The 11,623-nt window shown below is 72.7% G+C and carries 12 protein-coding genes and 1 pseudogene; 4 read left to right on the forward strand and 9 right to left on the reverse strand.

Going from position 1 to position 11,623, the window contains the following annotated elements; genetic code table 11:
• Both G3I53_RS10985 and G3I53_RS10990 read right to left on the reverse strand, forming a co-directional pair.
• Positions 1 to 465, reverse strand: a pseudogene (locus G3I53_RS10985) (hypothetical protein); the annotation flags it as partial.
• A 48-nt stretch (positions 466 to 513) separates the two neighbouring features.
• Entirely contained in the window at positions 514 to 1,050 is a 537-nt protein-coding gene (locus G3I53_RS10990; RefSeq protein ID WP_164337265.1) for a tetratricopeptide repeat protein, read from the reverse strand.
• Between the two features lie 137 nt (positions 1,051 to 1,187).
• On the opposite strand from G3I53_RS10990, the gene G3I53_RS10995 reads away from it, so the two are divergent.
• Positions 1,188 to 1,664, forward strand: coding sequence for a hypothetical protein (locus G3I53_RS10995; RefSeq protein WP_164337264.1), 477 nt, complete (start codon positions 1,188 to 1,190; stop codon positions 1,662 to 1,664).
• A gap of 105 nt (positions 1,665 to 1,769) precedes the next feature.
• On the opposite strand, the gene G3I53_RS11000 is transcribed toward G3I53_RS10995, so the two are convergent.
• The 6 genes from G3I53_RS11000 to G3I53_RS11025 form a co-directional block, all read right to left on the reverse strand.
• Positions 1,770 to 3,308 (reverse strand): DUF1996 domain-containing protein, encoded by a 1,539-nt coding sequence (locus tag G3I53_RS11000; RefSeq protein ID WP_164438283.1) that lies wholly within the window; start codon positions 3,306 to 3,308, stop codon positions 1,770 to 1,772.
• A 348-nt stretch (positions 3,309 to 3,656) separates the two neighbouring features.
• A complete protein-coding gene (locus tag G3I53_RS11005) occupies positions 3,657 to 4,667 on the reverse strand; it encodes an SDR family oxidoreductase (RefSeq protein ID WP_164334300.1) in 1,011 nt (336 codons plus the stop codon).
• Between the two features lie 116 nt (positions 4,668 to 4,783).
• Positions 4,784 to 5,410, reverse strand: coding sequence for a winged helix-turn-helix domain-containing protein (locus G3I53_RS11010; RefSeq protein ID WP_164438284.1), 627 nt, complete (start codon positions 5,408 to 5,410; stop codon positions 4,784 to 4,786).
• Between the two features lie 381 nt (positions 5,411 to 5,791).
• Positions 5,792 to 6,820 (reverse strand): glutamine synthetase, encoded by a 1,029-nt coding sequence (gene glnII / locus G3I53_RS11015; RefSeq protein ID WP_164337103.1) that lies wholly within the window; start codon positions 6,818 to 6,820, stop codon positions 5,792 to 5,794.
• 403 nt (positions 6,821 to 7,223) lie between these two features.
• Entirely contained in the window at positions 7,224 to 7,901 is a 678-nt protein-coding gene (locus G3I53_RS11020) for a hypothetical protein (RefSeq protein ID WP_164438285.1), read from the reverse strand.
• Between the two features lie 127 nt (positions 7,902 to 8,028).
• Positions 8,029 to 8,388, reverse strand: coding sequence for an arsenate reductase family protein (locus G3I53_RS11025; protein ID WP_164338160.1), 360 nt, complete (start codon positions 8,386 to 8,388; stop codon positions 8,029 to 8,031).
• Between the two features lie 258 nt (positions 8,389 to 8,646).
• Here G3I53_RS11025 and G3I53_RS11030 point away from each other — a divergent pair, with 258 nt between their 5' ends.
• Positions 8,647 to 8,961, forward strand: coding sequence for a hypothetical protein (locus G3I53_RS11030; protein WP_164338161.1), 315 nt, complete (start codon positions 8,647 to 8,649; stop codon positions 8,959 to 8,961).
• A 198-nt stretch (positions 8,962 to 9,159) separates the two neighbouring features.
• Here the strand turns inward: G3I53_RS11030 and G3I53_RS11035 are convergent, their stop codons facing one another.
• Positions 9,160 to 9,417 (reverse strand): hypothetical protein, encoded by a 258-nt coding sequence (locus G3I53_RS11035; protein ID WP_164338159.1) that lies wholly within the window; start codon positions 9,415 to 9,417, stop codon positions 9,160 to 9,162.
• Between the two features lie 278 nt (positions 9,418 to 9,695).
• Between G3I53_RS11035 and G3I53_RS11040 the strand changes: the two genes are divergently transcribed.
• Positions 9,696 to 10,742, forward strand: coding sequence for an iron ABC transporter substrate-binding protein (locus tag G3I53_RS11040; RefSeq protein WP_164338158.1), 1,047 nt, complete (start codon positions 9,696 to 9,698; stop codon positions 10,740 to 10,742).
• Positions 10,743 to 10,748: 6 nt separating this feature from the next.
• The coding region (locus G3I53_RS11045) for an ABC transporter permease subunit (protein WP_164438286.1) at positions 10,749 to 11,623 on the forward strand (875 nt) is incomplete at its 3' end.

Genomic DNA, 11,623 nt, shown 5'->3' on the forward strand with positions numbered 1-11,623 from the left:
GGCGGCGCGCGCCGCCCCGGACAGCTCGCCGAGGCGCTGGTCCAGGGCGAGTTCGTCCGCACCGCCCGGCCGCGGGAACAGCCGCAGCCCCCACACCTGGGGCAGCAGCGCGGGCAGCTGGGCCCGCTTGGGCCAGGACCGCAGCCGCAGCGGGCGGCCGGCCTCCAGGGCGGTGCGCAGCACCTTCAGCCGGACCAGCGCGTACCCGGGGTCGCTGTCACGGCCGGTGGACTGGGCCGGGATGACGGGCGCGGCCGTGCGGCTGCGGGGCAGCGCGCGCTGGGTCAGGGCGTGCGCCGCCAGCACCCGCCGGCTCCGGCCCCACCCGGGCGGCAGCACCAGGTGGGCGAGCCGGACCAGGCGCGGGTAGTGCTCGACGAGGGCGGCCTCGGCCTGCTCGACGTCGACGGCCGGACCGGCGGACGCGGAGGCTGCGGGGCGCTGGGCGACATCCTGTGACTGCACATACCGCAGAACGAGCGAACCCGAGGATGGTCACCTGACCGTGTGCCGTCACGTCCCGCCGGACGCGGGTGCCGTGTCCCGTCCGGGCTCGACCAGCCCGTGGGCGTACGCGGCCAGGGACCGCCGGTAGCGGGGGAGATGCCCGGTGAGCGCCTCCAGGACGAGCGCGAGCCCCTCCCGGTCACGGCCCAGGTCCGACAGGCCCACCGCCGGCACGGCCCGCACCGCGTCGTCCGACTCGTCCTGCGGAGCGTCCCGTTCGGGGCGCGGCAGGGCGACGCCCTCGGCGGCCCTGCCGGTGTTCCGCAGCGAACTGGCCGGCCGGATGCGCGCCCGCCGCGCCTTGTACGGGCGCCGCGCCGCGAGACCCCCGTCCAGCGCTTCGCGGTGCAGCGGGACCGCCCGGTCCGAGTGGCCCGTTGAATCCCAGGCGCAGGCCCGTTCGAGCGGGCCGTGCGGGCTGCCGTCCGGCAGTTCGGCGACGAGCGCGTCGATCACCGCTTGGAAGGCGGGCCCCTCGTCCTCCCCGGGGTCCTCGAACGTGGCCCAGGCGGCCGTCACGCGGTCTTCCCAGTCGGTGCCCATCGGGGCAGAACCCTCGCACGGACCGGCCGTCCGCGGAACCGGGATTGAGTGCTCGGGCCGTTTCAGCCGTATCGGAGGCGGAGAGCCCCTCGCCGGGGCTCCGTGCGGCATGTCGCCGGAAGGACCGGAGGAACATCATGAGGCTGACCCGACCGATGCTCGCGCTGACCGGCGTGGTGGCGGCACTGGCGCTGGCGGGCTGCGGGGCCGGCGACGACGGGGAGCGGGACCTTCCGCCCACCGCCACCGGCAGCCTGGAGCACCTGGCCGCCGAGGCGAAGTGCGACCCGGACATGCAGACCGACGCGGACACGATCCGCCAGGCGATCTGCAAGAAGGGCAAGGAGAAGTACATCCTCGCCACCTTCGCCACCGACCGCGGTCAGCGCGAGTGGATCGACACGGCCAAGGACTACGGCGGTCTCTACCTCGTCGGCCGCAAGTGGGTCGTCGTCGGCCAGGAGAAGGTGCTGGAGGACCTGCAGGGCCGGCTCGGCGGTGACGTCGAGGAGGGCATCGACCACAGCACCATGGACCACGGCGGCGGTGACGGCGGCGACCAGAAGGGCGGGCACGGCAAGCACGCCTCCGGCCATGCCGGGCACGGCGGCTGAGCCGTTCGCCTCCCGCGCGCGGGACGGGAAAACACCAAAGGGCCGGTGGCGGGGAATCCCGCCACCGGCCCTCCCGCCTGTGCGGTGAGGCGGTGGAACCGCGGACTACGTGCAGTCCCTACCGGTGTTGATGCACTCCACCACCTCGTTCATCAGCTGCTCGTCCATGACGTTGATGAAGTCGTTGTGGTCGGTGATGGGCTTGTGCAGCTGCTCCGGGAAGCTGTCCACGGCGTACGGGTTCCGCACCTGACCGTTCTCGATGGTCGGGGTGGGGATGTCGTACACCAGCTTGACCTGGAGCTGCGGAATGGCCTGGAAGCCGTTCGGGCAGCTGCCGTCGGCCTGGACGAAGGCCATGTGGTCCCGGTGGTTGGCGCTGTCGATGTTCTGGCCGTCCCAGCAGCTCTGGAAGTTGGACGTCCGGACCACCTGGCTGCCCTCGGGGCACAGCGGGTACTTGTCCGTCGACTGCCGGTCCTCGAAGCCGGTGCAGCTCCAGGAGGTGTTGGCGTTCGCGGTGCCGTTGACGAAGGACTTGGCGTCACCGGTGATGATGCGCAGGAACTTCGGCATCGCGACGACGTCGCCCTGCTTGTTGCCGACGAACTTCAGCTGCGCCTGGGCCGGCTTGAGGATCCGGCCGATGTTGCCCTCGGCGCCGCCGCCCTCGTCGTTGGCGTCGAACTCCTCGGTGCCGTCCTGGAGGCGCAGCACCGGCCAGTAGTAGGTCGACTTGTCGCCCTGGTTCTGGCAGGAGGTGTCGGCGTTGGCGAGGTCCTCGTCGCTGGAGAACGCGTCGTTGTCCTGGTTGCCGACGTAGTCGTGCACGTGGTGCGCGCCGTTGCCGACACCCGGGGCCGCGATCAGGTTGTCGCTGTTGAACAGGTTGTTCTCGTTGGTCCCGCAGTCCGTGGTGAACGTGCCGGTGGAACCGCTGTCGCCGTTGGCGGGCAGCCCGTTCGGCAGGTTGCGGGAGTTGGGCTGGACGTCCTCGATCTTGATGAAGTCGTCCGCGACCGGCCCGGCGACACCGTTGCCGTTGTCGTCCGGCTGACCGCCGCCGTCCTGACCGCCGTTCTGGCCGCCGTCGTTCTGACCGCCACCGTTCTGACCGCCGTCGTTCTGACCGCCACCGTTCTGACCGCCGTCGTTCTGGCCTCCGCCGTTCTGACCGCCGGCCGGGCGGCCGGTGCACCCGGCCAGCCGGTCCAGGTCGCCGGGAGCCTTGCCGCCGGCCCGGTTGATCTGCAGCTTGATGCGGTCGAGCAGCACCTTCCGCCGGTCCTTGAGCGGACCCAGAATGGAGTTCTGGACGAAGTTCGCGTCCCCGGCCTGCGCGCGGCGCGTGGTGACCAGGCGCTGGTAGGCGTCGGTGATCTGCTGGTCCATCGAGGCCAGTTCGCCGTCGACCTCGCCACGCGCCCGGTCCGGCACGTTGCGCAGCTGCTGGCCCACGTCCGGACAGTAGATCGTGACGACCTGCGACACGTTCCGTTTCGTCCGGTTGTCCGGCGCCTTCTCGTGCGCCGATGCGTAGAAGTTCGCCCAGATCAGCCCGCCCCCACCGAGCGCTAGGGCCGCCGATGCGGCTATGGCCTTGGTGGCCAGCGGCGTACGGCGTTTTCTTGTGTTGCGTCCCATGGAACTCCTCTGACTTCCTTGCGGGGCATCCCATTGCGGGGCATCGAGGCGCCCGACAGGAGTGAAGCGGCGCCCTTGAGTACGGGAGCCGCCTCGGGGGTGTTCACCCGTCCCGGAAATCGTCGACAACTTCGTACGGACCAGGGGTTTCAACAGGCCCTGTAATACCGGGAGTTGTGAATCACCCACCCGGAGTGGGGGACGGGGTCGGCCATCACCGTCCACGGCCGGTAATGGCGGACCCCACGGGTGAATAGCGTGACAACGGCCCCCGCACGCCGGTTGTCTGTGTCCGGGAGGTCCGTCCCGGTTCGCGGAGGATGCGCCGCCCGTGGCGCGGCCGGCCGCCTACGCCCGGCCGGCCTGTGCGAGCACCTTCGCCTCCGCCTCCGGGTCCAGCCAGGCGTAGGTCCGCTCCGGGTGCCGGGGGACGGTGCCGCCGAGGCCCCGCAGCCACCGCCAGGTGTCGGCGACGGTGTCGGCCACGGGACGGCAGCGCAGACCGGTGGCGACGGCCCGGGACACGTCCGCCCCGAACAGGGCGTCGTACCCCTCGCTGCCCGGCGGCACCCACACCGGCAGTTCGGTCCATGGCTCGATGCCCGCGGCGAGGATCACCTCCGGTTCGGTCCAGCGCAGTTCGGCCGTCCCGCCGGTCACCTCGGCGCAGGCCCGCAGCAGTTCCTCCGTCGTCGCGTGGCCCTGCGGGGACGACAGGTTGTACGGCCCGCTCAGCCCCTGCTCGGCGGCTCCGAGGATCCAGGCGGCCAGATCGCGGGCGTCGACGTACTGCAACGGCAACTCCCGCGGGCCCGGGGCGAGGACCGGGCCGCCGCGCGCCATGCGGGTCAGCCACCACGGCAGCCGGCCCACGTTCTCGTACGGCCCGAGGATCAGCCCGGCCCGCACCAGCAGCGACCGGTCCGCGCCGAAGGCGTCCACGGCGGCCAGCTCCCCGCCCCGCTTGTCGCGCGCGTAGTCGGTGCGGTCCGCGTCGGCGCGGGCGCCGTCCACCACCGGGGCCCGCTCGGTGTACCCGGCGGGCGGCGCCCACGCGTACACCGAGCAGCTCGACACGTACACGTACCGTGCCGCGCGGTCGCGCAGCAGCCGTGCCGTGTCCCGCACGGCCCGCGGCGCGGTGGACCAGGTGTCGACGACGACGTCCCAGTCACCGGGCGCCTCCTCCAGCGCGGCGAGCCCGTCCGGGGCGGTGCGGTCGCCCCGCAGGGACCGCACCCCCGGCGGCGCCTCCTGCCGGCCCCGGTTGAGGACGGTCACCTCCCAGCCGCGGCCGAGGGCCGCCTCCACCACGCTCCGCCCGACGAACTCCGTACCGCCCAGCATCAGAAGTCTCATGCCGGTGACTCTGCCCGGCCGGGCGGTCAGGAGGAACGGCACTCTGCCGACGGCAGACAGCAGACGGCAGACGGCAGACAGCGGGCGCCCGGCAAGGCATTCGGCGCGCCTCGGGGTCAGCGCCCGGCCGGCGGCACGTACTGGTAGCCGACGCGGCGCACCGTGCGGATGGTGGCGCGGTGCTCCGGCCCCAGCTTGCGGCGCAGCCGGGCGACATGGACGTCGACGGTGCGGCCGTCGCCCACGTGGCCGTAGCCCCACACCGTGCCGACCAGCTGGTCGCGGGTGTGCACCCGGTGGGGGTGGCCGACGAGATGGGCGAGCAGCTCGAACTCCAGGTAGGTGAGGTCGAGTTCCCGGCCGTCCACGGAGGCGGTGCGCCGGGCGGCGTCGATGCGGATCAGGTCGTCGCCCCCGCCGGGAACGGCGCCGTCCGCGCCGTCGGCACCGGTCCGGTCCGTCGCCTCCGGCACGGGCACCGGGAACGGCGGCTGCTGGTCGGCGGGGACCAGCACCAGGTAGCCGACCATCGGCGGCTGCCCGGGCAGGACGGGCAGGGTGTGCTGCGGCGCGGGCAGCCAGGTGGCCCCCGGCGGCAGCAGGTCCGCCACGGTGACCACCTCGTCCCGGTCGACGGCGCGCAGCCGGTGCCGGGGGCGGGCGGGCGGCGCCGTAGCGGTGCGCGCGGCGGGGGAGACGGTGCGGGAGGCGGTGACGGAGGGCAGGGAACGGGAGGTCGCCATGAGGGATCAGCTCTTTCGCGCGAGGAATGCGACGTGCGTCGGGAGGGACGACGGCCGCGCGACGAGCGGCGGACCGTCGAGGACGTACGCGGTTCGCGCCGGGAGACCGGGGTGGTGTGTGCTCTACCGGGCCGGCGCGTGCGACGCGCGACAACACACCCGGTCGAAGTCGTGGTGCTGCCGGGAGGGCCAGAAGGGCTCGAGGTCGTGGCGACCCGTCGCGACGGACTTCCGGTGGCTGGCCATGCCTCCATTGAAGCAGACCCGGCCCGCCCGCAGGAGCCCGTTCCCACAGCTCGGACACCCGCCCGGCCCGCGACGCCGCGAGGGGGCGCCCGCCGGTACGGCGGACGCCCCCTCACGGACGGCGGACGGCACGGATCAGACCTGGCCGGCCTTCTCCAGCGCGGTGCAGCAGGTGTCGACCAGCAGCCGCGTCACCACGTACGGGTCGACGTTGGCGTTGGGACGGCGGTCCTCGATGTAGCCCTTGCCGTCCTTCTCGACCTGCCACGGGATGCGCACCGAGGCGCCGCGGTCGGACACGCCGTAGGAGTACTGGTCCCACGGGGCCGTCTCGTGCAGCCCGGTGAGGCGGTCGTCGATGCCGGAGCCGTAGTTCTTGACGTGGTCCAGCGGCTTGGAGCCCTCGCCCAGCGACTCGCAGGCCGTGATGATGGCTTCGTAGCCCTCGCGCATGGCCTTGGTGGAGAAGTTGGTGTGGGCGCCCGCGCCGTTCCAGTCGCCCTTGACCGGCTTGGGGTCCAGGGTCGCGGCGACGCCGAAGTCCTCGGCGGTCCGGTACAGCAGCCAGCGGGCCACCCAGAGCTGGTCGGCGACCTCCAGCGGGGCCAGCGGGCCGACCTGGAACTCCCACTGGCCGGGCATGACCTCGGCGTTGATGCCGCTGATGCCGAGTCCCGCCTTCAGGCAGTTGTCCAGGTGCGCCTCGACGACGTCCCGGCCGAAGATCTCGTCGGAGCCGACACCGCAGTAGTAGCCGCCCTGCGGGGCGGGGAAGCCGCCCTTGGGGAAGCCGAGCGGGTGGCCGTCCCGGAAGAAGGTGTACTCCTGCTCGATGCCGAAGACCGGCTCCTGCGCGGCGAACCGCTCGGCCACCTCGGCCAGGGCGGCCCGGGTGTTGGACTCGTGCGGCGTCATGTCGGTGTGCAGGACCTCGCACAGCACCAGGACGTCGTCGCCGCCGCGGATCGGGTCCGGGCAGACGAACACCGGCTTGAGGACGCGGTCCGAGGCGTGGCCCTCGGCCTGGTTGGTGGACGACCCGTCGAAGCCCCAGACCGGCAGGTCGGCGCCCTTGTCGCCGTCGCCCAGGATCTTCGTCTTGGACCGCAGCTTGGCGGTCGGCACGGTGCCGTCGATCCAGATGTACTCGGCCTTGAAGCTCACGGTCCACATCCTTCGGGGTGGTCTGGGCGCTTGTGCGGGTGCTGCCGCGCCGCGCCCCGGGGGCGCCACGCTGATGCCCGAAGCCTGACAACGGGCGATTTCCCGTCCATTGCCCGCAGGTGAATGCCGTGTTACCGCCGACCGCCGACCGCCGACCGCCGACCGCCGACCCCCGATCACCGGCCACCGAGGGAGGGCCATGGGCACCGCATGTGCCCGCCCCGCGCCGCATACGGTGCGTCCGTCAGACGCGGCGTCCGCCCCGTGACGGGCGAGGGCCCCGCCGCTCCTGGCCGGAGCGGCGGGGCCCTCGCGGGACGGCGGTCCTGAGCCGAGGCGTGGCCGAATCACGCCTCGCCCCCCGAAGAGGACCGCCGCCGGGGAATCCCTGACGGCCCGGGCGTCACCCCACCTTCTCGATCACGGCCCGGCGGATCAGGAACTTGCCGGGCTCCCGGACCTGCTCGAAGGCGGCGTCGTTGAGCAGCACGCAGCTTCCGGAGACGGAAGTGACCTCCACCGTCGTGGACTTGTTGTTGTCCAGGTTGGTGACTTTCAGCTTGGTGCCGGCCGGGAACTGGTTGCTGGACGCGGCCGGGGCGCCGGCCTCACCGGAGAGGGTGACCGTCGAGCCGTTGCACACCTGCTCGCCGGCCGCCGCCGCACCGTCGCCGCCCGGGTTCTGCGCGGCGTCGCCGCCGCCACCCGCCTGCTCGTCCTGCGCGGGCTGGGACGGCGCCGCGGGCTGGCCGGCCTGGGAGCCCTGAGCCGACTCCCCCACCGCGCACCCGGACGCCTCCTGCTTGCGCTTGATCTCCTCGATGACCGCCTCACGGTTGGCGATCCGGGCCTCCGACTGGGCGTCGGGGGCGGCCCGCTGGCCCTCGATGAACTTCTGGTTGTTGCCGAGCGCGGTGGCCAGACCCTGACACACGGTCGAGTCCGCGGCCGACTTGACGGTCGGCGTCTGGGCGGCGTTCGACGTCGTCGCCATGACGAAGGCGCCGCCTCCCGCCACCGTCGCCGCGCTCAGCAGCAGCGCCAGCTTCTTCTTGGGACCGAGAGTTCTCCTACGCGACATGCGCGCCTCCTGAAGAGAGGTGGGGGAGCGTACGCCGCTATGTACGAGATACCGAACGGAGTTACTCAGCGGTCGGTCCAAGTCCGCGAAGTAACCTGCGTCACACCCGCGTTGGGGGCGGGCGGCGCTACCGGGACAGCGCGTCCCGCACCGCCTCCTCGCTGCGGCCGACCACCGCGGTGCCGTCGTCCGCGGTGATGATGGGCCGCTGGATCAGCTTGGGGTGCTCCGCGAGCGCCGTGATCCACCGGTCCCGCGCACCGGCGTCCCGCGGCCACTCCTTGAGCCCGAGCTCCTTGGCCGCACTCTCCTGGGTGCGCGTGATGTCCCACGGCTCCAGACCGAGCCGCCCGAGCACCTCGCGGATCTCGTCCTCGCTCGGTACGTCCTCCAGGTATCGCCGGACGGTGTACTCGGCGCCCTCGGCGTCGAGCAGGCCGATGGCGCTGCGGCACTTGGAACAGGCCGGATTGATCCAGATCTCCATGCCCCCCACCGTACGCCTGCCCCGCCCCGGATCACCGCCGGTCCGCCGGACGCCTCTGTTCGAATTCGAGCCGTCTCCCGCGCCCTTTGCGAACCTGCCGTGACAGGGCGCCAATTCCCTTGCTGACCTGCTGGTTTGACCTGCTTTCCGGGCCTCGGAATGTCAGTGCCGGGCAGTACACTGGAAGCAGTGTTCGAGGGAATCGCCGGGGTCGTCGTGGACCCCGGGGAGCGCCCCGACCGCGACAGGAGGATGCCTGTGCCCGCTGCCGCCCTGAAGCCGAAGCCCCTGCCCACCCAGTCCACCGCGAAGCGTCCCGTCCTGCTGGAGCTGCCCTGCGCGCCGGTGGAGAAGCGCCCGCTGCCGCCCGGCCGTCCCCGCCACTGGTACGTCACGCACAACCGCCGGCTGAAGGCGATGCGCCTCGCCATCGCCCTGCTCGACTCCGGCGTCTACCTGCCCGACCAGGCACGCAACGAGACGATCCGCAGCGCCGCGGAGCTGATCGGCGTGCACCCGCCGTCCGACACCACGTGCCACATGGTCCGCGCCTTCATGCGCTACAACCGCTGACCCGGCCGTCGCCCGGCGTCCGTCGCCCGGCGTCCGGCGAGCCCGCCCTTCCGGCCCCCGGGGCACCTGCCCCGGGGGCCGGATCGCCCTCGGTGGCGTGCCGGCCCCGGACCACCCGTTCCCCGAGGGCCGAGCGGCGACTGATGTCGCCGGAGCGCCGGAGCGCCGGAGTGGCGGCCTGCCAGGAGTGCCGGACTGTCAGTACGGCTGGAAGTTGAGGTATCCGAGCAGCAGGATCACCCCGACGACGCAGCCGAGGACCACGACCGTCGACACCCAGGAGGACCGGCCGGCCGAGCCGCGGTGCTCCGGTTCGCCGCGGAAGGGGACAGGGCCCGGAGGGTTGTCCTTCCAGCGGGCGGCGAGCATCCGGGCGCGGGCCGAGGGCTCCTTGTGCGGGGCGTCGTCCGCCCACCTGATGTCGAACTCCCGCTCCTCTTCGTCCTTCTCGGGCATCCCCGTGACCTCTCTCGAACAACAGTGTCAGACCCAATGATCCCGCGTCGCCCGCCCAGAGGAAAGCGTTCCGGACGACGAGCGGCGCCGGGCGCGAGATCACGGATGCGCAACCTTTCGCCGGGCGGCGTTCGCAAGGAGACCTGCTCCCTTGACAATTTAGGCAAGGTTTACCTTACTAATAGCGACGTTTTTCCTGGCGAAAGCCATGCACGCCGCTCGCCCGCCGACGCCGCGACCCGCGACGCACCGGGGCGAGCCCTGCAGGAAGGCACCTCATGCGACGCCCCCTGGCCGGCCGGATCCCCACCCTCGTGGTGGCGGGCCTGCTCGTCCCCGCCCTGGCCGCCTGCGGTGCCGACGACGGCAGGTCCGCCTCGGCCGAGAGCGGCGACTCCACCCTCGTCATCTACTCCGGGCGCAACGAGAAGCTGGTCAAGCCGATCCTCGACGAGCTGGAGAAGGCCATCGGCGCCGACGTCGAGGTGCGCTACGGCGACAGCGCCGAACTGGCCGCGCAGATCCTGGAGGAGGGCGACCGCACCAAGGCCGGGCTGTTCTTCTCGCAGGACGCGGGCGCGCTCGGCGCCCTGTCCAAGGAGGGCAGGCTGGCGAAGCTGCCGCAGTCCAGCCTCGACAAGGTGGACCCGGCCCACCGCGGCAGCGCGGGCGACTGGGTGGGCGTGTCCGGACGCGTGCGCGTCATCGCCTACAACCCCGGCCAGGTCGGCGAGGACAAGGTCCCGGACAGCATCCACGACGTGGTGAAGCCGGAGTGGAAGGGCAAGGTCGGCTTCGCGCCCACCAACGCCTCCTTCCAGGCGTTCGTCACCGGCATGCGCGTGCTGGAGGGGGAGGACACCACCCGCGAGTGGCTCAAGGGCCTGAAGGCCAACGGCAAGACCTACGCCAACAACCTGGCCACCCTCGACGCCGTCGAGTCCGGCGACGTCTCCCTCGGCCTGATCAACCACTACTACTGGTACGAGCAGGTCGCCGAGAAGGGCGCCGACAAGGTGGGCGCCAAGCTCCGCTTCCTGCCCGGCGGGGACCCCGGGGCACTGATCAACGTGGCCGGTGTCGGCATCCTCCAGGACGGCGGTCAGACGGAGAGCGCCCGCAAGGCCGTCGACCACCTGCTGTCCGAGAAGGCGCAGACCTACTTCGCCGACACCACCAAGGAGTACCCGCTGGCCGCCGGGGTCACCAGCTCGGTCGAGGACCTGCCGCCGCTGGACTCCCTGGAGGCCCCGGACATCGACCTGGGCAAGCTGGAGTCGCTCCAGGAGACGCTGGCCATGCTCCAGGACGTCGGACTGGTCTGACCCGCCGTGCGCACACCCGACGTCACCCCGCGCCCGGCCGGAGCCCTCGGCTCCGCCGGGCGCGAACGCGCGGACGGGGCCCGCGGGGTCCGCGGTGCCCGGCCGTCCGGACGCAGACCGCCGCTCGTCCTGCTCGTCCCGGCCGGCGTCGCCGCCGCGTTCGCCCTGCTGCCCCTCGGCTACCTCGCCGTCCGCGCCCTCGAACGCGGACCCGGGTACGCCTGGGACATCGTCGCCGCCGAACGCACCCTCCAGCTCCTCGGCCGCAGCCTCGGCCTGACCGCCGTCGTGGTGGCGGCCTGCCTCGTCCTCGGCGTCTCCCTGGCCTGGCTCACCGTGCGCACCGACCTGCCCGGCGCGCGCGCCTGGTCGGTCCTGGCCACCCTGCCGCTCGCCGTGCCCAGCTACGTCGCCGCCTTCGTCTGGCTGGCCGCCGTGCCGGAGATCGCGGGCTTCACCGGCGCCGCGCTCGCCCTCACCCTCGTCTGCTTCCCCTACGTCCACCTGCCGGTCGCCGCCGCCCTGCGCGGCATCGACCCGGCCCAGGAGGAGGCCGCCCGCTCCCTCGGCCACGGCCCCCTGCGCACCTTCCTGCGGGTCACGCTGCCCCAGCTCCGGCCGGCCGCGGCGGGCGGCGGACTGCTCGTCGCGCTGTACGTGCTCTCCGACTTCGGCGCCGTCTCCCTGCTGCGGTACGACACGTTCACCCGGGCCATCCACACCTCCTACAGCGCCTCCTTCGACCGCACCCCGGCCGCCGCGCTCAGCGTCGTCCTGGTGGTGATGACGGTGGCACTGGTCGCCGCCGAGACCCGCACACGGGGCCGCGCCGGCCACGCCAGGACCGGTGCCGGCACCGCCCGCCCGGCCGCACGGCTCCC

The sequence above is a fragment of the Streptomyces sp. SID14436 genome, from assembly GCF_010548465.1.
Lineage (GTDB): Bacteria > Actinomycetota > Actinomycetes > Streptomycetales > Streptomycetaceae > Streptomyces.